This is a genomic window from Methylorubrum sp. SL192, assembly GCF_026672325.1.
Lineage (GTDB): Bacteria > Pseudomonadota > Alphaproteobacteria > Rhizobiales > Beijerinckiaceae > Methylobacterium > Methylobacterium extorquens.
In genome coordinates this window covers 4,898,884-4,920,962 of sequence record NZ_JAPPQV010000003.1, presented here as the reverse complement: position 1 = coordinate 4,920,962, position 22,079 = coordinate 4,898,884, and the positions used below count along the sequence as shown (strand labels likewise).

The 22,079-nt window shown below is 68.0% G+C and carries 15 protein-coding genes and 1 tRNA gene; 3 read left to right on the top strand and 13 right to left on the bottom strand.

Annotated elements, in window-relative coordinates; translation table 11 throughout:
- Positions 1-56 precede the first annotated feature (56 nt).
- The gene (locus OVA30_RS23870) at positions 57-1,082 is read right to left on the bottom strand and encodes an extracellular solute-binding protein (protein ID WP_268177207.1); all 1,026 of its coding nucleotides are present in this window, start codon (positions 1,080-1,082) and stop codon (positions 57-59) included.
- A gap of 102 nt (positions 1,083-1,184) precedes the next feature.
- Complete coding sequence (locus OVA30_RS23865; protein ID WP_003602159.1) at positions 1,185-2,243, bottom strand: ABC transporter ATP-binding protein; 1,059 nt, start codon at positions 2,241-2,243, stop codon at positions 1,185-1,187.
- A gap of 258 nt (positions 2,244-2,501) precedes the next feature.
- Here OVA30_RS23865 and OVA30_RS23860 point away from each other — a divergent pair.
- Positions 2,502-2,575 (top strand) — tRNA-Gly (locus OVA30_RS23860).
- Between the two features lie 78 nt (positions 2,576-2,653).
- Here the strand turns inward: OVA30_RS23860 and OVA30_RS23855 are convergent.
- The 6 genes from OVA30_RS23855 to OVA30_RS23830 form a co-directional block, all read right to left on the bottom strand.
- On the bottom strand, positions 2,654-3,784 hold the full coding sequence (locus OVA30_RS23855) for an FAD-dependent oxidoreductase (protein WP_268177206.1): 1,131 nt from the start codon (positions 3,782-3,784) through the stop codon (positions 2,654-2,656).
- Between the two features lie 123 nt (positions 3,785-3,907).
- Positions 3,908-6,343, bottom strand: coding sequence for a phosphoketolase family protein (locus tag OVA30_RS23850; RefSeq protein WP_268177205.1), 2,436 nt, complete (start codon positions 6,341-6,343; stop codon positions 3,908-3,910).
- Between the two features lie 79 nt (positions 6,344-6,422).
- Positions 6,423-7,622: an ABC transporter permease gene (locus tag OVA30_RS23845; RefSeq protein WP_268177204.1), complete on the bottom strand. Its 1,200-nt coding sequence runs from the start codon at positions 7,620-7,622 to the stop codon at positions 6,423-6,425.
- A 1-nt stretch (position 7,623) separates the two neighbouring features.
- Complete coding sequence (rbbA, locus tag OVA30_RS23840) at positions 7,624-10,362, bottom strand: ribosome-associated ATPase/putative transporter RbbA (protein WP_268177203.1); 2,739 nt, start codon at positions 10,360-10,362, stop codon at positions 7,624-7,626.
- Positions 10,363-10,369: 7 nt separating this feature from the next.
- Positions 10,370-11,401, bottom strand: coding sequence for an HlyD family secretion protein (locus OVA30_RS23835; protein ID WP_268177202.1), 1,032 nt, complete (start codon positions 11,399-11,401; stop codon positions 10,370-10,372).
- Positions 11,398-12,630: an acetate/propionate family kinase gene (locus OVA30_RS23830; RefSeq protein ID WP_268177201.1), complete on the bottom strand. Its 1,233-nt coding sequence runs from the start codon at positions 12,628-12,630 to the stop codon at positions 11,398-11,400. The genes OVA30_RS23835 and OVA30_RS23830 overlap by 4 nt, the downstream gene beginning before the upstream one ends.
- 857 nt (positions 12,631-13,487) lie before the next feature.
- Between OVA30_RS23830 and OVA30_RS23825 the strand changes: the two genes are divergently transcribed.
- Positions 13,488-15,875, top strand: coding sequence for a glycoside hydrolase family 65 protein (locus OVA30_RS23825; RefSeq protein WP_268177200.1), 2,388 nt, complete (start codon positions 13,488-13,490; stop codon positions 15,873-15,875).
- A complete protein-coding gene (locus OVA30_RS23820; RefSeq protein WP_268177199.1) occupies positions 15,859-16,605 on the top strand; it encodes an HAD family hydrolase in 747 nt (248 codons plus the stop codon). The genes OVA30_RS23825 and OVA30_RS23820 overlap by 17 nt, the downstream gene beginning before the upstream one ends.
- 29 nt (positions 16,606-16,634) lie before the next feature.
- Here the strand turns inward: OVA30_RS23820 and mltG are convergent, their stop codons facing one another.
- From mltG to fabD, 5 genes are all read right to left on the bottom strand, one after another.
- On the bottom strand, positions 16,635-18,038 hold the full coding sequence (gene mltG, locus OVA30_RS23815) for an endolytic transglycosylase MltG (protein ID WP_015821010.1): 1,404 nt from the start codon (positions 18,036-18,038) through the stop codon (positions 16,635-16,637).
- A 262-nt stretch (positions 18,039-18,300) separates the two neighbouring features.
- The gene (gene fabF, locus OVA30_RS23810; RefSeq protein WP_003599984.1) at positions 18,301-19,563 is read right to left on the bottom strand and encodes a beta-ketoacyl-ACP synthase II; all 1,263 of its coding nucleotides are present in this window, start codon (positions 19,561-19,563) and stop codon (positions 18,301-18,303) included.
- 138 nt (positions 19,564-19,701) lie between these two features.
- Positions 19,702-19,938 carry an acyl carrier protein gene (locus tag OVA30_RS23805; RefSeq protein WP_003599981.1) on the bottom strand — a complete coding sequence of 79 codons (237 nt, stop codon included), beginning with the start codon at positions 19,936-19,938 and terminating at the stop codon, positions 19,702-19,704.
- A 263-nt stretch (positions 19,939-20,201) separates the two neighbouring features.
- Positions 20,202-20,942, bottom strand: a complete 741-nt coding sequence (gene fabG, locus OVA30_RS23800; RefSeq protein WP_012252330.1) for a 3-oxoacyl-[acyl-carrier-protein] reductase — start codon at positions 20,940-20,942, stop codon at positions 20,202-20,204.
- A gap of 109 nt (positions 20,943-21,051) precedes the next feature.
- A complete protein-coding gene (gene fabD, locus OVA30_RS23795) occupies positions 21,052-21,984 on the bottom strand; it encodes an ACP S-malonyltransferase (RefSeq protein WP_056153304.1) in 933 nt (310 codons plus the stop codon).
- Positions 21,985-22,079: the final 95 nt, after the last annotated feature.

Genomic DNA, 22,079 nt, shown 5'->3' with positions numbered 1-22,079 from the left:
CCCTCGGCGTTCTGTCGGCCGGCCGCCGGGAACGGACCAGTGATGCTTGAGAGCGGTCAGTTGTCGAAGCCGACCTTGTCCGCGAGCAGGCTCGCCGCCTTGCGGTTGCGGGCGATCTCGACGAGCGGCGTCGTATCGAAGCTGAGCGGGCCGAGCGCCTGCAGCATCGGATCGGCCGCGACGCCGGCTTTCACCGGATACTCGAAGTCGGCCTTGGCGTAGAGCGCCTGCGCCTCGTCGGAGACGAGGTATTCCAGCAGCTTGACCGCTTCCTCGCGATGCGGCGCGTGCTTGGCGACCACGGCGCCCGAAACGTTCACGTGGGTGCCGCCGCCCTCGAAGGTCGGCAGCACGACCTTGATCGCCTCGCCCCATTTCTGCTGATCCGGACCCCCGCGGCCCGAGCGCATCAGCCCGACATAGTAGGAGTTGGCGAGCCCGATTTCGCAAAGGTCGGCGGCGATGTCGCGCGCCACGTCCCGGTCGCCCCCGGCCGCCTTGCGGGCAAGGTTGGCCTTGACGCCACGAAGCCACTCCTCGGTCTTCTCCGCGCCGTGGCGCACGAGGAAGGCGGCGATGAGGGCCGTGTTGTAGGGATGCTGGCCCGACCGGAGGCAGATCTTGCCCCGCCACTTTGGATCGGTCAGCGATTCGTAGGTCGCGGCGTTCAGGTCGGAGAGCGCCTTGTCGGCGTAGAGCACGCGGGCGCGCATGGAGAGGGCGTACCAGCGCCCGTCCCCGTCGCGGAGCGGCGCCGGTACGGCTGCCTCCAGAACCGCGGAGCGGACCGGCTGAGCCAGGTCGCGGTCGAGCAGTTCGATCAAGTTGCCGATATCGACCGTCATGACCACGTCGGCGTTGCCGCGGGCGCCTTCCGCCGCGACGCGCTCGGCCAAGCCCTTCTCGACAAAGACGGTGTTCACCGTCACGCCGCTCTTGGCGGTGTAGGCGTCGAGGAGAGGCCGGATCAGGCCCGGCTCGCGGGTCGTATAGAGGTTCACCTCAGCACTCTCGGCCTGGCCGGCCAGAGCAAAGGCAAGGCTGAAACCTACGAAACAACCGAAGCGCCGCAGCCGCAACATTCTATTCCCCCCAAGCATCGATGATGCTCGCCGGGTGTTATAGACGGGCAGGGAACCGGACAAGTCTGATGATTTATACTTATTCTAGATAAAATTGACGTCTCAAGCGGATTCGCATTCGGTGAAGACGAGGATCCTGCCTTCGACGAGCCCCAGCTCGATCCTGTCATCCACATGATCCTCCTGCGCCGCGGTGAGGCGCAGGGGCTCGTCGAGCCCCGGAATCTCAACGTCGATGCGGGTGCTCCCGCCGGCAAAGTTGCGGCGCAGCACCCGGCCCGGCACGCCTTCGCCGCGCGGCACGATGCGGATCGCCTCCGGCCGCAGGCAGACCTGCACGGCTCCGTCGGGCCCGGAGGAGGGCAGGGCGACCGTTCCCAGCGGCGTCGCCAGACGGCCGCCGGAGGCGAGGCCCGCCACCGTCACGACGTCACCGAGCGCCCTCGCGGCGAAGGGGCTCACGGGCGCGCGATACAAGGCTTCGGCGGTGTCGCACTGGATCAACTGGCCCTTCCGCATCAGGGCGATGCGGTCGGCGAACTCGACGGCCTCGGCGGCGTCGTGGGTCACGAGGATGGCGCTGATGCCGTCCTGACGCAGAACGGCGAGCGTGTCGGCACGAACCCGCTCTCGGGTGCCGGCATCGAGGTTCGAGAACGGCTCGTCGAGGAGCAGCACCCGGGGACGCGGTGCGAGCGCCCGCGCCAGCGCCACCCGCTGAGCCTCGCCGCCGGACAGCGTCGCCGGGTAGCTTGTCTCACGGCCCGCCAGACCGACCTCGGCGAGGCGCTCCCGCGCCACGGTCCGCGCCCGCGCGCCCGGCAAATGGCTCAGGCCGAACCGAACATTGGCCAGCACGGTGAGGTGGGGAAACAGGGCGTAATCCTGAAACATCAGGCCGACGCCGCGGGTCTCGGGCGGTTCGCCGCCGCCGCGACCGGCGATGCGCCGGCCGTCGATGTGAATTTCGCCAGCATCGGGTTCATCGAGCCCGGCGACCAGCCGCAGCAGCGTGCTCTTCCCGCACCCGGAATCACCGAGAACCGCCAGGATCTCGCCCGCCGACAGCGAAAGCGAGACGTCGTCGAGCGCCAGCATCCGGCCGTAGCGCCGGCTCACACCGCGGATGTCGAGGCGCACGGATGACGATGCAGCCGACACGCCGTCCTGTCCGGTGGCCGTGGGAGGGGCGGGTTTACGGCGAGGAAACAACGGCGGCGGATCCGACGAATGAGCCTGAACCGGGAGGACTTGCCCGGTCGTCCCCCCTCCCTCGCACAGCTTCCGCGTCGGGGCGAGATCCCGCTTCGCGCTTCTCAAAGAGGCCGAGGCATGCTATGGCCCCGCTGCAATGCCGCTCGCCACGCCGCCCTGTGCGGAAGGTTCCGGGAAACCGGTGCTCGGCGTGAGTTGCGTTCGGCGGGTGTAGCTCAATGGTAGAGCAGCAGCCTTCCAAGCTGAATACCCGGGTTCGATTCCCGGTACCCGCTCCAACCTTCCTCCCCGATCCATCGCCGAAGCCGTTCCGCCCCTGTCGGAACTGACGGCTTCGGCTTTGCCGCGATCCGGCCTCAGCCCGTCGGCGTGCGGAGCGGGCCATAGGTGGCGCGGTAGCTGCGCGGGCCGACGACGGGGAGCAGAACGTTCCTCGCCCAATCCGGCATCCGCGCCGTGCGCGACAGACGATCGGTCATGCTTTGGACATGCGCGACGCGGGGGCGCCGCAGCCATTCGTAGTCCGGCCCGACGCGATCCCAATCCGCCCGCTCCGCCAGCAGGCGGGCCAGAACCTGTGCATCCTCCAGGGCGAGCGCCGCGCCTTGGGCCCAGACCGGTGCGGTGGCGTGGGCTGCATCGCCCAGCAGGACGACGCGGTCGCGGGTCCAGGCCGGGATGCGAACCTCTTCCAGCGGCGAGTGATAGACCGCATCCGGTTGCGACAGGACCGCATCGAGCGTGTCGCGCACCAGCCGGGGAAAGGGCGCGAACGCGCCGCGGATCGCGGCCGGATCGGAGCGACGCTCCCGCCCTGCGCTCACCGAGGCCCAGCCATAGGCCTCGCCGCGATCGACCGGGATGAGCAGGAACAAGGCACCGGCCCCGGCCCACAGCGTCCAGGCCTCGACGCCGGGATTGGGCGTCATGAAGCGCCAGCTCTGGGTTGCAAGCATCGCCGACCCGAGGGCCTGTTCCCCGAACAGGCTGCGGCGGACCGCCGAGTGAACCCCATCCGCCCCCACGAGCAGACCGCCGCTCTCCGTCGAGCCATCGGCGAGTTCAGCCGTGACGTCCTGCGGCCCCTGGCGAACGGCGGCGATCTCGACCCCCCGGCGGATATCGCCCGGAGGGAGATCGCCCTGCAACAGGTGCAGCAGGTCGGCGCGGCGCAGGCAATGCGGCCCCGTCTCCGTGCCCCAGAACGCGGTCTCGTCCACCGCGAAGAGGAGGCGTCCGCGCTCGGTTCGGTATTCGCGACGCCGCACGGGCGCGCCGACCGCACGGAGTGCATCGAGCAAGCCGAACCGGCTCAGCGCATGCACCGCATTGCCCGGCAGATTGATCGCCAATCCCGCATCCGCCTGTACGCCGCGCCGTTCCAGCGTGAGCGAGGGGATGCCCTGCTGGTGCAGGGCGCGCCTGACGGCGAGACCGGCGATGCCGCCTCCGGCGATCAGCACGCGGCCGGCCTGTTGCGTGTCCATGCGCCCTCGAGTCTGTCCCCGCGCCCGCCAGCCTGCCGCACGGCGCCATCCGTGGACAGGAACCGGATAGACCCCGCAGGGCGCATCGACGCAAGCCCGCCGACCGCGAGCGAGCGGCGCCGCTCAGTGCGGGGTTCCGGTTTCCTGGCGCGTCTCGTAGGGCCATTTCCAGCCCTGGATCTCGGGCATGTCCTCACCGTGCTCGCGGATATAGAGCTTGTGCGCAGTCAGGCGGTCTCGGAACGCCTGCTTGGCTCCTGCCGCCCGCGTCACCAGCCCCGGCACCCGGTCGATTGCTTCGATGGCGAGGTGGAAGCGGTCGAGCTCGTTCAGCACCACCATGTCGAACGGCGTCGTCGTGGTGCCCTCCTCGATGAAGCCGCGCACATGCATGTTGGCGTGGTTGGTCCGGGAATAGGTCAGCCGGTGAATGAGATAGGGATAGCCGTGATAGGCGAAGATCACCGGCTTATCGCGGGCGAAGAGGCTGTCGAATGCGGCGTCCGTCAGCCCGTGCGGGTGATCCCTGTTCGATTGCAGGGTCATCAGGTCGACCACGTTGACGACCCGGATGCGAAGGCCGGGAACGGCCTGCTTCAAGAGATCGACGGCGGCCAGGGTTTCGAGCGTCGGCACGTCGCCGGCGCAGGCCATCACGACATCCGGTTCGAGCCCGGTCTCGTCCGTCCCGGCCCAGGACCAGATGCCGATGCCCGCCTCGCAATGGAGACCGGCCTCGTGCGCGCTGAGCCATTGCGGCTGCGGCTGCTTGCCGGCCACGATCACGTTGATGCGGTCGTAGGTCTTGAGGCAGTGGTCGGCGACCCAGAGCAGGGTGTTGGCGTCCGGCGGCAGGTAGACCCGGACGATGTCCGACTTCTTGTTGGCGACGAGGTCGATGAAGCCGGGATCCTGGTGGCTGAAGCCGTTATGGTCCTGGCGCCAGACATGGGAGGTCAGGAGGTAGTTGAGCGAAGAGATCGGTCGGCGCCAGCCGAGTTCGCGCGACACCTTCAGCCACTTGGCGTGCTGGTTGAACATCGAATCGACGATGTGGATGAACGCCTCGTAGCAGGAGAACAGGCCGTGGCGGCCGGTGAGCAGGTAGCCTTCGAGCCAGCCCTGGCAGAGATGCTCGCTCAGAACCTCCATCACCCGGCCCTCGTGGGCGAGGCTGACGTCGTAGGGCTCGATATTCTCGATCCAGACGCGGTCGGTCGCCTCGAACACCGCGTCGAGCCGGTTCGAGGCGGTCTCGTCCGGCCCCATGATGCGGAAGTTGCGCGCCTCGGCGTTGAGCCGGATCACGTCGCGCAGATACCGCCCGAGCGTGCGGGTCGCCTCGCCGATTTCGGCGCCGGGCTTCGACACCGTGAGGGCGAAGTCCTGCCACCGGGGACAGCGCAGCTCCCGGCGTAGCAGACCGCCATTGGCGTGGGGGTTGGCGCTCATGCGCCGGTTGCCCTTGGGTGCCAGGGCGGCGAGTTCGGGGCGCAGGCGGCCGGTCTCGTCGAACAGGGTTTCGGGGCGATAGCTCCGCATCCAGTCTTCGAGGATCTGGCGGTGGCCGTCATCGGTGCGGGCGTTGCCCACGGGCACTTGGTGCGCGCGCCAGAAGCCCTCCACCCGCTTGCCGTCCACGGTTTTTGGTCCAGTCCAGCCCTTGGGGCTGCGCAGCACGATCATCGGCCAGCGCGGGCGCCGGAAGCCCATGCCGCCGCCCCGTGCTTCGGCCTGGATGTCCTTGATGCGCGCCACCGCGCGGTCGAGCGCCTCGGCCATCGCCCGGTGCATGGGCTCGGGCTGGTCGCCCTCGACGAAGTAGGGCTCGTAACCGAAGCCGGTGAACAGGGACTCCAACTCGTCGTCCCGCATCCAGCCGAGCACGGTCGGGTTGGCGATTTTGTAGCCGTTGAGGTGGAGGATTGGCAGCACCGCGCCGTCGGTGACCGGGCTCAGGAACTTGTTGGACTGCCACGAGGCGGCGAGCGGCCCGGTCTCGGCCTCGCCGTCACCGATCACGCAGGCGGCGATCAGGTCGGGATTGTCGAACACCGCGCCGAAGGCGTGGACGATGGCGTAGCCGAGTTCGCCGCCCTCGTGGATCGAGCCGGGGGTCTCGGGCGCGACGTGGCTCGGGATGCCGCCGGGAAACGAGAACTGCCGGAACAGCCGGCGCATGCCCTCCGTATCCTGGGCGATGTCGGGATAGACCTCGCTGTAGGTGCCTTCGAGGTAGGTGTTGGCGACGATGCCGGGACCGCCATGGCCCGGCCCGCAGATGTAGATCGCGTCGAGATCACGCGCTTTGATCAGCCGGTTGAGGTGGACGTAGATGAAGTTTAGCCCCGGTGTCGTGCCCCAATGGCCGAGAAGCCGTGACTTGATGTGCTGCGGCTGAAGCGGCTCGCGCAGCAACGGATTGTCGAGCAGGTAGATCTGGCCGACCGAGAGATAGTTCGCCGCCTGCCAATAGCGGTCGATCAGGGCGAGTTCCTCGCCGCCGAGGGTGGCAGAGGATGGCGCGGTCCGTCCTTGCGGGTTGGTTGGCTCGGTCACGAAGTATCTCCTGGCGGGCGGGGCAGGATCGGGCGGCCTCTCGGATGGCCGCCGGAACGCGGGGAGGGCGTGTCGGCGCTCAGTCTCCGAAGATCACGCGGCGGAAGCGGGCGAGGGCGAAGGCGAAGTAGACGCTGCCCAGGGCCGCGAGGGCGAGGAGCTGCGGCCAGACGATGGAAAGGTCCGCGCCGCGGTAGAGCACGGCCTGGGCGAGGGCGACGAAGTGCGGCGTCGGGCTCACGGTCTGCACGAGATATTGCAGCCAGACCGGCATGCTCTCCATCGGCGTGCTGCTGCCGGAGAGAAGCTGCATCAGCAGCAGCACCGGGATCACCAGCAGGCCGAACTGTCCCATGGAGGTGGCGATGGTGCCGAGCAGGATGCCCAAAGCTGCCACGGCGAGGGCGTAGAGGCCCGCCCCGAACAGGAACAGGGCGATGGAGCCGGCGATCGGTACGCCGAGCCACCACTCGACCACGATGAGCAGCGAGAATCCCGCCGCCACGAGGATCACCATCCCGTTGGCGATGACCTTGGCGAGCATGATCTCGACCGGTACCAGCGGCATCACCAGCAGGTGCTCCACCGTGCCCTGTTCGCGCTCGCGGATCAGCGCCGCCCCGGTGAGGATCACCGTCAGCAGCGTGATGTTGTTGATCACCTGCATCACCGAGGTGAACCAGCTCGTCTGGAGGTTCGGGTTGAACTTGGCCCGCGTCACCACCCGCACCGGTGCCGTATCGTTGAGTTCGCTGCGGGCGGCGAAGGCGGCGATCTCCTGGGTGATGATGGTCTGGATGTAGACCGAGCCGTTGCCGGCCTGGGTCATGGCCGTGGCATCGACGTCGAGTTCGATCGAGGTCGGGTGGCCGGACAGCACGTCCCGCTGCAGGCGCGGCGGCAGATCGATCACGAAGACCAGCCGGCCGGTATCCATGGCGGGATCGACCTCTGCGGGACCGATCAGAACGACGTCCTTGAACAGCGGCGGGTTGAAGGCGCTCACGATCTGCCGCGAGAGGTCGGAGTGATCCTCGTCGACCACGCCGATGCTCACGTTGCGCACTTCGGTCGAGGCGCCGGAAGCGACGGAGACGATGGCGAAGGAGAAGGCGTAGACGACGAGGAACAGCATCACCGGATCGGCCCGGATGCTGCGCAGCTCTTTGACGATGAGGCGGAACACGTTGGCCACATGCGTGCCGAAGCCGAGCGGCGCGGGGGCGGGGACCTGGGCCGGGGCGGGGACTTGGGCAGGGGCCTGGACGGGAGCGGCCATGTCACGCCTCCTGCTTGCGCAGGAGCAGTTGCGACAGGACGAGGAACAGGAACGCGAAGCCCGCCAGCACCGCGATATTGTGCGCGAGTTCGATGAAGGGCAGGCCTTTGGTGAAGGCGCCTGCCGTGACCGGCTGGTACCATGCCGGGGGAAGCGAGAGCCCGATGATCCGCGCGCTGCCCGAGAGCGAGGAAATCGGGACCAGGAGCCCGGAAAAGTTGACCGCCGGGATGATCGACAGGAGCGCGGTGGCGAAAACCGCCGCGACCTGGGTCTTCATGAAGGTCGAGATGAACTGGCCGAACCCGGTGGTGGCCGAAACGTAAAACAGCGTGCCGAGCGCCAGGGCGATGAACGAGCCCTTCACCGGAACGTCGAACACGATCAGCGCGACGAGGACCAGCAGCAGGAAGCTGATCATCGCGATGCCGATATAGGGAAGTTGCTTGCCGACCAGGAACTCGAACTTGGTCACCGGCGTCGAGCGGAAATTGGCGATCGATCCCGTCTCCTTCTCGCGCACCACCGCGATGGCCGACATGATGGCGGGGATCAGGATGAGCAGCAGCATCATCACGCTCGGCACCATGGCGTTGACGCTGCGAAAGGCCTGGTTGTAGCGGAAGCGCGTCTCGACGCTCACGGTCTTGCCCGTTGCCGCGGCGCCCGTGCGCTCGATCACCAATTGCTGAGCGTACTGGCTCGCCAGTGAGGTGACGTAGCCCCGGCTGGTCTCGGCCCGGAACGGCATCGCCCCATCGAGCCAGACGGCGACTTCCGGCACCCGGCCGGACTGAAGGTCGAGGCCGAACCGGGGCGGGATCTCCAGGGCGATCTGCACGGTGCCGCTGCGGAAGCGCTCGTCGAGTTCGGTCGCGGAGCGGATCGGCGCCTGTTCACTGAAGTAGCGCGAACTGGTGAAGGCCTCGGTGAGCTGCCGGCTCTCCGGGCTGTTGTCCTGATCAAAGGCGGAGAAGCGCAGGTTCTCGACATCGAACGAGATGCCGTAGCCGAAGGCAACCAACAGCAGCATCGGGCCGATGAAGGCGAAGGCGATGCGGATGGGATCGCGCAGCAACTCCATCGTCTCGCGCCTCGCATAGGCCCAGAGCCGGCGCGGATCGAACAGGTGGCGGTGCGGCGCGGGCCGAGCGGCGGAGGCGGGGAGATCCGCTGGCGGCCCGGCCGGTTCCTCCCGGTCGATGCCGGCGGCCTCGGCGAGATAGCCGATGAAGCAATCCTCCAGCGAGGCGCTGCCGCGCTCGCTCACGAGGTCGGCCGGCGTGCCGACAGCCAGCACCCGGCCGGCATGCATGAGCGAGATGCGGTCGCAGCGCTCAGCCTCGTTCATGAAGTGGGTAGAGAGGAAGATAGTGACGCCCTCGTCTCGCGAGAGGTCGATCAGGGTGCGCCAGAAGGCGTCGCGGGCGATGGGATCGACGCCCGAGGTCGGCTCGTCGAGGATCAGCATGGCCGGCCGGTGCAGCACGGCCACCGCGAGCTGCAGCCGCTGCTTGATGCCGAGCGGCAGGCTGTCGGGCCGCGCGTCCTTGACGGGTTCCAGCTCGTAGCGGTCGAGCAGCTCCCGGATCCGCACCGGCCGGTCGTGCGGCGGCAGTTGGTAGAGCTGGGCGTGCAGCTCGAGGTTCTGCAGCACCGTCAGCTCGCTGTAGAGCGAGAAGGCCTGCGACATGTAGCCCACGTTGCGCCGGGTCTCCATGTCGTTGCTGCCGACGGGCCGGCCGAACAGCCGCGCGGTGCCCTCCGTGGCCGGCAGGAGGCCGGTGAGCATCTTCATCGTCGTGGACTTGCCGCAGCCGTTCGAGCCGAGGAAGCCGAAGATCTCGCCGCGGCCGATGCGGAAGCTGACATCGTCGACGGCGGTGAAGCTGCCGAAGCGCCGCGTCAGGTGCTCGGCCTCGATCGCCGGCTCCGCGTCGAGCCCCGGCGGGCGGGGCCGCAGCACCACGGCTTTGTGCTGCGCCTGCTTCTCGGGCGGCAGCAGCGCGATGAAGGCCGCCTCCATGTCGGGCTTGGCGGTGCGTTCGAGCAGCTCGGCGGGGCTGCCGCTCGCGATGACCTTTCCGTCATCCATCGCCACCAGCCACTCGAAGCGCGAGGCCTCGTCCATGTAGGCGGTGGCGACGACGACGCTCATGCCGGGCCGGCGCGCCCGGATCGAGCCGATCAGGTCCCAGAACTGACCCCGCGAGAGCGGGTCCACGCCGGTGGTCGGCTCGTCGAGGATCAACAGGTCGGGATCGTGGATGAGGGCGCAGCAGAGGCTGAGCTTCTGCTTCATCCCGCCGGAGAGCTTTCCGGCGGGCCGCGCCTCGAAGGGTTCGAGGCCGGTCGCGGTGAGAAGGTCGGTGATGCGGGCGCGCCGCTCGCGCTGTCCCTGTCCGAACAGCCGGCCGTGGAAGTCGATGTTCTCGAAGACGCTGAGCGTCGGGTAGAGATTGCGGCCCAGTCCCTGGGGCATGTAGGCGATGCGCGCGCCCTGCGCCGCGCGGTGGCGTCGCTCCGCCATATCGCCGCCGAGCGCCAGAACCTGGCCGGTTTGGATCCGGCGCACCCCGGCGACGAGGGCGAGCAGGGTCGATTTGCCGACGCCGTCCGGCCCGATCACCCCCACCATGCGCCCGGCCGGCAGGCCGAGCGACACGTCGTCGAGCGCGACCGTCCGGCCGTAGCGGTGCGAGACATGGTCGAGCCGGGCGATCTCGGCCGCGTCGGTCATGCCAGCCTCACGGCAGCTTCACGGCGAGGTCGGGCGGCCACGCGACGTTGCCCTTGATGCGCACGAACCCGATGCCGCGCACGCCGGTCTTCACCCGCTTGCGGTAGGTCTTCAGCACCTGCGGATCGATCTGGAGCTTGATGCGGAAGGTCAGCTTCTCGCGCTCTTCCTCGGTCTCGACGCTTTTGGGCGTGAACTGCGCGTCGGCAGCCACGAAGCTGATCGTCGCCGGCACGACGTATTGCGGAACCGGATCGAGGATGATGCGGGCCTCGTCGTTCAGCGCCAGCGGCCCGGCCTGCGACGCCGGCAGGTAGATCGTCATGTAGACGTCCGAGAGGTCGAGCAGCGTCAGGATGCGGGTGCCGGCGCCCACCACCTCACCCTCCCGCGCCAGCCGGTACTGCACCCGCCCGTCGCGGGGCGCCCGCAGCACGAGATCGACCAGCATGGCCTCCAGCCGCTGCACGTCGGCTTCGGCGCTCTGCACGGCGAACTTGGCCTGATCCTCCTGCGCCTTGGCGGCGTCGAGCGCCGCCTTGGCCGCCTCGGCCTTGGCCTTGCGCTGGTCGAAGATCTGCTTGGCCATGTAGCCCTTGCCGACCAGCTCCTTGCCGCGGCTGTAGTCGGCGTCGGCGAAGGTGAGGTCGCTGTTGCGCTGGGCGATCAGGGCGACGGCCTCGGCGAGGCTCTTCTTGGCCCGCAGCACCTGGGACTGGGCGCCGCGCAACTGCGCCTCGGTCTCGGGCGAGGAGATCGTGGCGACGACCTGCCCCGCGCTCACCTCGTCGCCCTCCTTGACGAGGAGCTTCGCGATTCGGCCCGCATATTTCGCGGCGACATCGACCTGCGTCGCCTCGATGCGCCCGTTCGACTTGGCGATGCCGTCCGGCATCTTCTGGCCACGCAGACGGTCGATCAACTGCTTCAGGCGCGATTGCGCGAAGGACGGCGGTGGCGCCGCGACGGCGAAACCGGTGGCGAGCAGGATCGCAAGCAGGGCCCCGCGCGCCCTGGGGCCCGGCCTCGTCCGCCTCATGCCCTCGTCCCTGACGCGATTCGATCCAGCAGACGCATCGTGTGTTTCGCGATCATAAGTTCTTCGTCGGTCGGGATGACCCAGATCTGCGCCCGGCTTCCCGATGCATCGAGTCTTGCGACGCCCGAACCGTTGGCGTCATTGCTCAGGATCAAACCGGCCCAACTCACATCGGCGATGATGCGCCGCCGGATTTCGGGTGCGTTCTCGCCGATCCCGGCCGTGAAAACGAAGGCGTCGAGGCCGCCGAGCGTCACGGCGAGGGCGGCAGCCGCCTGGGCGACGCGCCGGCAGAAGAAGTCGACCGCCAGGGCGGCCTCGGGCCGGTCGCTCGCCAGCAGCGTCCGCACGTCGTTGCTGAGGCCGGACAGGCCGAGCAGCCCGCTCTCGTAATAGAGCATGTGCCCGACCTCGGCCGGCGTCATGCCCCGATGCTCGACCTCGGCCGGCGTCATGCCCCGATGCTCGATGAGATGCAGCACGACGCCGGGATCGAGCGCACCGCAGCGCGTTCCCATCGGCACGCCGTCGAGAGCAGTGAAGCTCATGGTGGTTTCCTGGCTTCGGCCGTCCTTCAGCGCACAGAGCGAGGCCCCGGAGCCGAGATGGGCGATCACCACGCGCCCGTCCGCCACCTCAGGGGCGATCTCCCTCAGGCGCCCGGCGACGTATTCGTAGGACAGGCCGTGGAAGCCGTAGCGCCGGACGCCCTCGTCATAGAGGAAGCGGGGGAGGGCGAACCGATCGGACAATTCCGGATGGCCGCGATGGAAGCTGGTGTCGAAACAGGCAACCTGCGGCAGATCGGGCCGGCGCTGCCGTAGCACACGGATCGGATCGAGGTTGCCGAGCTGGTGGAGCGGCGCCAGCGGGATGAAGGTTTCGAGCCGGCGCAACACGGCGTCATCGATCAGCACCGGCTCCGCGAAGTCCGCTCCGCCATGGACCACCCGGTGCCCGACCGCGACGATCGTCGTGTCGCCCAGATGGTGCACGAGCCAATCGGCGAGATGGTGCTGGGCCGCTGAGGCATCGGGCACCTCGCCAGCCTCGAAGCGGCGGTCCTCCAAGAGGGCGCCGCTCCCGTCCGTCACCTTCAGCGAGGGCGTGCTGCCGATCCCGCTCATCCCCCCGCTTAGGCTCGGCGCGAGATCGGCGCCCTCGATGCGGTACAGCTTGAACTTGATCGACGAGCTGCCCGCATTCACGACGAGGATGCTGTCGCGCATCTCAATTCCACGCCGGAGCCGCGTCAGGAGAAGGCGGAGCTACGTCCGTGGCGATCGACGGCCTCCTCGCAATGCGTCGCGAACGGTTTTGGTCGAGTTGTACGGGCCGCGAGATCCAGGATCGCATCCAACCTCTTCCCTCTATCGACCGTGCATCCAATCGGGCGAGCCGCTGCCGGCCCGACCTTGCCGAAGGAATAAAAACTCTTCCGAAGCGAGCAAATGATGATCTTGGACTTCTATCGAGAGCATGGCTGTAGAAGGATTGCCAACTTGTCCCGATAACATTTGATCAATAACTGAAATCTCATGCATGGAAGGCCCGTGCACCTGTCGTTCAACACGGACAAATCGGTCTGGTTGCGTAGATTTGCTACGATGACGGGCTGAAATCTGTCGCGACTGCTGTCGGGTGCGGGAACCGACGTCGCGCAGCCTGCATTTGCAAAAGCGCAACGGTTTCTACCTCGGCTGTTGCGCAAGCTTTGTCACTGCCGTGCTCGAGCCGGACAGGGGCGTTCAGTTCGTATTCCGACAGGTTATTTGTCAACGAAATCAGCAATCGTTTCGCACAACCCTTGTCTCGCCACTTCAACAGGTACTCCCGCGCTGAGCCGAAGTGGAGACCGCTTCAGCAGGCAAGAAAACGCGACAACAGAGGTTTGATCACATCGACCAGTCCGAGGGTGATCGGTCACGACGCGAGAGCACCTGACGCCGTCGCTGTGCCCCTGGAGATCACGGCTGACGCCATCCCGCTGCATCCGGCCCCGGGTCGAGGCCGATGACGCCGGCCATCGGCGCGCAAACGATGGCGCGGCGGCGACATCCCCCGAAACGGAGCGAACGGACGACCGATGCTGCGCCCGCGCCTCATTCCACCCACCGACATGTTTCCCCCGAACCCCTGGGCGGTCGAGGCCGTCCGCTACGATGGCCGGATGGCGCGCGAACTCACCGGGCAGGCGGAGACGATGTTCGCCCTGTCGAACGGCTATCTCGGGATGCGCGGGGTCACCGACGAGGGAATGCCGGTCCGTGAGCCGGGCACCTATCTCAACGGCTTCTACGAGTATCGCCCCATCGTCTACGGCGAGCGCGCCTACGGCTTTCCGACCGTCGGGCAGAGCATCCTGAACTGTCCCGACGGGACGGTTCTGAAGCTTTCCGTTGATGACGAGCCCTTCACCCTCCCAGAGGCCGAGATCCTCTCGTATCGCCGGGTCCTCGACTTCAGGGCCGGCACTTTGAGCCGGGACGTGTCGTGGGTGACGCCTGCGGGCAAGCGCCTGACTCTGCGTACGCTCCGCCTCGTCTCCTTCGCGCATCGCCATCTCGCGGCGATCACCTACGAACTCACGGCTGAGAACGCCGAGGTGGCGGTGGTGATCGCGTCCGAGTTGCGGAACGATCAGCCCCTGGCCACCGACACCAGCGATCCCCGCTTGGCGGAAGGGTTCGTCGGGCGTGTCCTGCATCCGACCGGAACGCAGTCGGAGGCGCTGCGCTCGATCCTCAGCTATCGCACCGGCAGTTCGGGGCTGGTGCTCGGCTGCGGCATGGACCACGTCGTCACGGCCGATTGCCCCCTCGCCGTGCGGGCCGCCTGCGACGACGATCTCGCCACGGTCGTCCTACGCGGCGTTCTCGCCCCCGGCGGGGTGATCCGCATCCAGAAATACCTGAGCTACCATTACTCCGGCAGCGTGGCGCCCGAGCAGATCCGCTCCCAGGTGGCGTGGACGCTGGACCACGCGGTCGAGAGCGGCATCTCCTCGATCGTCGCGCGCCAAAGGCGTGACATGGACCGCTTCTGGGAGCGGGCCGACGTGACGGTGGAGTCGGCCAGCCGACGCATACAGCAGGCGATCCGCTGGAACCTGTTTCAGTTGATGCAGGCCTCGGAGCGGGCGGAAGGCCATGGCATCGCCGCCCGCGGACTGACCGGGCGGACCTATGAGGGACATTACTTCTGGGACACCGACATCTACGTTCTGCCGTTCCTGATCTATACGAATCCGCCGATGGCGCGGAGCCTGCTCAAGGTCCGCTACGACATGCTCGACTGCGCCCGCGACCGGGCCCGGGAACTCGGGCAACGCGGCGCGACCTTCCCATGGCGGACCATCAACGGGCGCGAGGCTTCCGCCTATTACGCTGCGGGGACGGCGCAGTATCACATCAACGCCGACATCGCTTACGCGCTTCGCAAATATGTGGAGGTGAGCGGGGACGTGGATTTCCTGTGCCGCTACGGCGCCGAGATCCTCGTCGAGACCGCGCGTCTGTGGTGCGATCTCGGGTTCTTCTCCGAGCGGATGGGCGGCCGCTTCTGCATCCACGGGGTGACGGGGCCGGACGAATACACGGCGCTCGTCAACAACAACTGCTTCACGAACCTGATGGCCCGGGAAAACATGCGCTACGCCGCCCAAACCGTGCGGATGCTGGAGCGCGACCACCCCGGTAGCTTCGATGCCCTCGTGCGTCGCACCGGCCTCGATCCGGACGAACCCGATGCCTGGGATCAGGCGGCCGAGCGGATGTACCTCCCTTACGATGAGGCGCTGAAGGTCCACCCGCAGGACGACACGTTTCTCGAATTGGAGAAGTGGGATTTCGCCGGGACGCCGGAGGATCATTACCCGCTTCTACTGCACTACCATCCGCTGAACCTCTACCGCGCGCAGGTGATCAAGCAGGCCGATATGGTCATGGCCATGTTCCTGCTGAGCGGGCAGTTCACGCCCGAGGCCAAGCAACGGAATTTCGCGTATTACGACCCGCTGACCACCCACGACTCGTCTCTGTCCGTCTGCATTCAGAGCATCGTCGCCAACGAGATCGGCCTGCGGGAGAAGGCGTTCCATTACTTCAACTTCGCCTTAGCGATGGACATCTCCGACATCGGCGGAAACATGATGCACGGCGCTCACATCGCGGCCATGGGCGGCACGTGGCTCGCTTTGGTCTACGGCTTTGCCGGGATGCGCGACACGGGCGGGCGCATCACCTTCAATCCGTGCCTGCCCGATGCCTGGACGCGGCTGAGCTTCACCCTGACGGTGCGCGGCCAGACGATCCGGGTCGCGTTGAGCCACGCCTCCGCCACCTACAGCCTGCTGGCGGGCGACGGCTTGACCCTCTGGCACAGCGAGGAGGGGGTCCGTCTGTCGGAAGCGGAGCCTTCGGTCACGAAAGCGATCCGCAGGCCGGCCGGGGACGACCATGCCGCCCAACCGTGATGCTGTGCCCCGGATGCTGAGCGCGGTGATCTTTGACGTCGATGGCGTGCTGGTGGATTCGCCCCACGAGCAGGCGTGGCGCGAGGCCCTGGCGGGATTCGCCGACCCGGCCGGCTTCACCACAGCGTTCTATCAAGCCCATGTCGCGGGGAAGCCGCGCCTGGAGGGCGCGCGGGCCACGCTGGAGCGTCTCGGCGACGCCGAGGCGGCCGCCCATGCCGCTGCGTTTGCTGAGAGGAAGCAGGCCGTGATCGAACGCCTGATCGCCGAGGACCGCTTTGTGGCCTTCCCGGACGCGATTCGCCTCGCGTTCGCGCTGCGGGATGCCGGGTTGCGCATCGTGCTCGCCTCGTCCTCGAAGAACGCCGACGCGACGCTGGCCCGCGTGACCCTGCCCGACGGGCGCACGCTGCGGTCGCTGTTCGATGCGGATGTCAGCGGGCGCGACGTGCCGCGCGGCAAGCCCGACCCGGCCCTGTTTCAGCTCGCCGCTAAAGCCGTGAACGTGCCGCCAGCCGAATGCCTCGTCGTGGAGGACGCGCCAGCGGGCATCCGGGCGGCGCAGGCCGGCGGGATGGCCAGCCTCGGTATCGCCCGCCTCGGCGACGAGGCCCTGCTGCGGGCGGCCGGCGCCGACCTCGTCGTGACTTCCCTCGACCAGCTCGATGTCGCCGCCTTGGGCAGCGGGAGCCTTCGGACCCGATCCGTCGAAGCGGCGAACGACCCATAAGCCGAACCGGCGACGGACCGTCTTTGCCTTTACGGGTTGCGGAGTGCCGGCACCGTCTTCGGTGAGCCGAGGTCGTAGGTCTTGTTGCGCAGAGGATCGAGCCGGGTGCCCTCGGAGGCGTCGAAGGCCTTCGGACGCGGGCCGCCCGCACCGCCATCGCTGGCGCCGTCGATCGCGAAGGCCGAGTTCGAGCCCGGCGCGTAGGCCGAGGCGCGGCCGGGAGCGGCGCCGGGTTGGCCGGCATTGGGCTCGGCGGTGTTCGGATCGACCTTGTCGACCGCGCCCGGATCGGCCGGCTGCGATTGCTGGCGGGACCGCTCGACCTGCCGCCAGCGGGTGACGTTGCGCTGGTGACCCTCCAGCGTGTCGGCGAAGGCGTGGCCGCCGGTGCCGTCGGCGACGAAGAACAGATCCTTGGTCCGCGACGGGTTGGCGACCGCCTCCAGAGCCGCACGGCCGGGATTGGCGATCGGGCCGGGCGGCAGGCCCTCGATCACGTAGGTGTTGTAGGGGGTCGCCCGCTCGATCTCCGAGCGCATGATGCCGCGCCCGAGGGTGCCGCGCCCGCCGACCAGCCCGTAGACGATGGTCGGATCGGATTGCAGCTTCATCCGCTTCTGCAGCCGGTTGACGAACACGCCCGCGACCCGCGGACGCTCGTCGGCCCGGCCGGTCTCTTTCTCGACGATGGAGGCCAGCGTCACCATCTCGGCCGGCGTCTTGACCGGCACCTCGGGGCTGCGGCGCTGCCAGATCTGGTTCAGCACCTCGCGCTGCTTGGAGCGCATCAGGTTGAGGATCTGCTGGCGGGTGGCGCCGCGCTCGAACTTGTAGGTGTCGGGGAGAAGCGAGCCCTCGGGCGGCGTCTCGGAGATCTCGCCCGAGAGGATGTCGTTGTCCCCGAGCCGGGCCACGATCTGCTCCGAGGTCAGGCCCTCGGGGAAGGTGATGGCGTGTTGAACCTGACGCCCGTTGGTCAGGGTCTCGATCGTGTCCTTCACGCTCGAATGGGCCTTGAACATGTACTCGCCATGCTTGAGCGGCCCCTTGCCGCCGAATCGGGCGGACATCTCGAACAGGCTCGGATGATCGATCACGCCCTCACGGGCGAGGATGCTGGCAATCTCCGAGGTGCCGCTGCGGCTGGGAATCACCACGACCTTGTCGGCGGAGAGCGGCCCCGGCTCGGATGTCTGGCGATTGAGCAGGGTCAGGCCGATCAGGGCGCCGAGCGCGAGGACGACGCCGAGGGTGAGGAACCCGCTGATGGTGGCGAGCAGGCCGCCGCGGCGGCGCTCAGGCTTCTCGGGCGGCGCCGGGGCGACGGTGGGCTTGATGGCCTCGCTCGGGCTGCGCGGCGAAGGCCGGTTCGGCAGCGACGGCTCCTCGGAAGCGGGCGGCGGAGACGGCGGCTCTTGTCGTCTGCGAAACATCCGGAATCCTGCTGTGGCCCTACGCGAAGGTCCGTCCAGAGCCTTCCGCGCCGGTCGCTCGACCTGGGGGCCGAGCGCGCGACGCCGCGGCACGATGGACGAAGCCTCGAGTGTCTCTCACGAAACGCTCGCTCGTGGACCGGGCGTTTTGTGAGGCAGTGTAAGCAGTTTTGTGGCGAAATGGCGTTGTCTGCGGCAGAGCCGCCGCAGCCGACGCGCGTTCAGGCCCAGATTGCCAAGGCCAAGTTTGCCGAGGCTGCCGTCAGGCGACCCGGCGCATCAGCAGCGAGGCATTGGTGCCGCCGAAGCCGAACGAGTTCGAGAGAACCGTGTCGACGCGCTTGCGCTTGGCCTCATGCGGGATGAGGTCGATCGCGGTCTCGACCGACGGATTGTCCAGGTTCAGCGTCGGCGGCATCACGCCGTCGCGGATGGCGAGCACGGAGAAGATTGCCTCCACCGCCCCGGCTGCGCCGAGCAGGTGGCCGATGGCCGACTTCGTTGATGACATCGACGCCTTGGACGCGGCATCACCGAGCAGACGCTCGACGGCCTTCAGCTCCAGCTCGTCGCCGAGCGGCGTCGAGGTGCCGTGGGCGTTGATGTAGTCGATCTCGGACGGGTCGATCCCGGCCCGCTTCACCGCCGCCTTCATGCAGCGGTAGCCGCCGTCGCCGTCCGGAGCCGGCGAGGTGATGTGGTAGGCGTCGCCCGACAGGCCGTAGCCGATGACCTCGGCATAGATCTTAGCGCCGCGCGCCTTGGCGTGCTCGTACTCTTCCAGCACGACGATGCCCGCGCCTTCGCCCATGACGAAGCCGTCGCGGTCGCGGTCGTAGGGCCGGGAGGCCTTGGTCGGCTGGTCGTTGAAACCGGTCGAGAGCGCGCGGCAGGCGGCAAAGCCCGCCAGCGACAGCCGGTTGACCGGCGCCTCGGTGCCGCCGGCCACCATCACGTCGGCGTCGCCCAGGGCGATCAGCCGCGAGGCGTCGCCGATGGCGTGCGCGCCGGTGGAGCAGGCGGTGACGACCGCATGATTCGGGCCCTTCAGCCCGTGCTGGATCGAGACCTGCCCCGAGGCAAGGTTGATGATTCGGCCGGGGATGAAGAAGGGCGAAATGCGCCGCGGACCCTTCTCGTGGAGGGTCACGGAGGCGTCGTAGATCGTGCCGATGCCGCCGATGCCCGAACCGATCAGGACGCCGCTGGCCTCCTGATCCGCGTCGGATTTCGGATGCCAGTCGGCATCGTCGAGCGCTTGGCCGGCAGCGGCCATGGCATAGACGATGAAAGGATCGACCTTGCGCTGCTCCTTGGCCTCCATCCACAGATCGGGATTGAAGGTGCCGTTGGAGCCGTCGCCGAAGGGCAACGTGCAGGCGATCCGGCAAGCGAGGTCGTCGGTCTGGAACGCGGTGACCGCGGAGGCTCCGCTGTCACCGGCGATGAGGCGGCTCCAGGTATGCTCGACGCTGCCACCCAGCGGCGAAACCATCCCTAGTCCCGTGATCACCACCCGCCGCATTGCCCGATCCCAACCGATCCGCTTAAGTCCCTAAAGGACGCTTTTGCCCTGAAGGACCGTTCCGTCCCGCAGGGCGCTTTGTTCAAAACGTGACGGCGCGCGGGGCCTCATCGACCCCGCCCGCACGAGCCCACCGCCTCAGGCGGAGTTCTTTTCCAGGAACTTGATCGCGTCACCGACCGTCTGAATGGTCTCGGCCGCGTCGTCCGGAATCTCGACGTTGAACTCCTCCTCGAACGCCATCACCAGCTCGACGGTGTCGAGGCTGTCGGCGCCGAGATCGTCGATGAAGTTGGAGGCCTCGGTGACCTTCTCAGGCTCGACGCCCAGGTGCTCGACGACGATCTTCTTCACGCGCTCGGCGATATCGCTCATCGTTGTTGGTCCTCGTCTTCTCGATCGTGATGGTGTGTGCTTCTGACGAAAGCGCCGTGGCCGCCTCACCCACTTCGGGGCTTGTTTTGGACGGCCGGTGTTCGATCGCGCGTGGTTTGGAAAAAGCCGCAACCCGCTGAACCGTCAACTCCCCTGCACGGCTGAGCCGGGTGTTAACACAGGGTTTCCGCTCTGGCGAGTGGCGGTTCAGAAAGCGTTCATCGCCGTGGTTTTCCGGTTGGAACACCTCTTTGTGGACATTCTCAGTACATCGCCATGCCACCATTGACGTGCAGCGTTTGGCCCGTCACGTAACCCGCTTCTTCCGAGGCGAGATAGACTGCGGCGGCCCCGATTTCGGCGCCCGTGCCGAGTCGGCCGGCGGGTACGCGGGTGAGAATCGTCTCGCGCTGCTTCTCGTTGAGCGCGTCGGTCATCGCCGAACTGATGAAGCCGGGCGCGATGCAGTTGACCGTGATCCCGCGCGTCGCGACCTCGGCCGCCAGCGCCTTGGTCATGCCCACCAGACCGGCCTTGGCCGCCGCGTAGTTGCCCTGGCCGGGATTGCCGGTCGCGCCGACGACCGAGCCGATGCCGATGATGCGGCCGTGGCGGCGCTTCATCATCCCTCTGAGCGCGGCCCGCGAGAGCCGGAAGGCGGCGGTCAGGTTGACGTTGAGCACCGCCTCCCATTCCTCATCCTTCATCCGCATGAAGAGGTTGTCGCGGGTGATGCCCGCGTTGTTGATCAGGATGTCGAGGCCGCCGAGCGCTGATTCGGCGGCCGGAAGCAGCGCTTCCACCGCCTCCTTGTCGGCGAGGTTGGCCTCGACCACCGCGACGCGCTCGCCGCCGAGTTCCGCCGCCAGCTCGTCGAGCACCGCGCGGCGGGTGCCGGACAGCGCGACATGGGCGCCCTGCGCGTGCAGCGCCCGGGCGATCGCCCCGCCGAGTCCGCCGGTCGCGCCGGTGACGAGGGCCTTGCGGCCGGTGAGGTCGAACATGGTGTCGGCTCTTCTGGTCGTCGTGGAAATTCGGAGTGCCTCATAAAACGCCCGGTCACCGATCGTCTGCCCGTGGGCACGACGGCAAGGGGCGTTTCGTGAGAGACGCTCAGGCGTAGGCGGCGACGTCGTCGGGCGTGCCGACCGCGCTCGCGGTCGCGCTCGGCGCAATCCGCTTGACGAGGCCGGTCAGCACCTTGCCGGCGCCGAGTTCGAAGAAGCGGTCGACGCCCGCCTCGGCCATGGCGGCGACGCTCTCGCTCCAGCGCACGGTGCCGGTGACCTGGGTGATCAGCGCGTTGCGGATCGCGTCCGGCTCGGTGAGCGGGCCGGCGGTGACGTTGGCATAGACCGGAACGGCGGGGGCGTGCATCGGCACCTCGGCCAGCGCCCGGCGCATCGCTTCGGCGGCGGGCGCCATCAGCGCGCAATGGAACGGGGCGGAGACGTTGAGGAGCACCGCGCGGCGCACGCCGCGGCTCTGTGCCAGCGCCATCGCCCGTTCCACCGCCTCCCGGTGGCCGGAGAGCACGACCTGCCCCCCACCGTTGTCGTTGGCGACATCGCAGACCAGACCCTCCGCCGCCTCGCCGGCGATGTCGCGGGCGGTGGCGAGATCGGGCCCGATCAGCGCGGCCATGGCGCCGATGCCCGGCGCGACGGCCCGCTGCATCGCCTCGCCGCGAATCCGCAGCAGGCGGGCGGTATCGGAAATCGAGAAGGTGCCGGCCGCTGCGAGCGCCGAATATTCACCGAGGGAATGGCCGGCGACGAAGGCCGCATCGCGCGCGAGATCCAGGCCGCGCTCGGCTTCCAGCGTGCGCAAAACGGCGAGGCTCGCTGCCATCAGCGCCGGCTGGGCGTTGGCCGTCAGCGTCAGCTCGTCGGACGGGCCCTCGAACATCAGGCGTGAGAGGTTCTGGCCGAGCGCCGCATCGACCTCCTCGAACACTTGCCGGGCTGCCGGAAACGCTTCGCTCAGCGCCTTGCCCATGCCGACGGCCTGGCTGCCCTGACCCGGAAAAATGAACGCTCGCGTCATGTCGTCCCGTCGCCTCGGCGCCGGAACGGATGCACCGGCGGGTCGGTGTCCCGTCCGATGTCACGCGGTACCGTCGCCGTCACGAGAGGGACTGG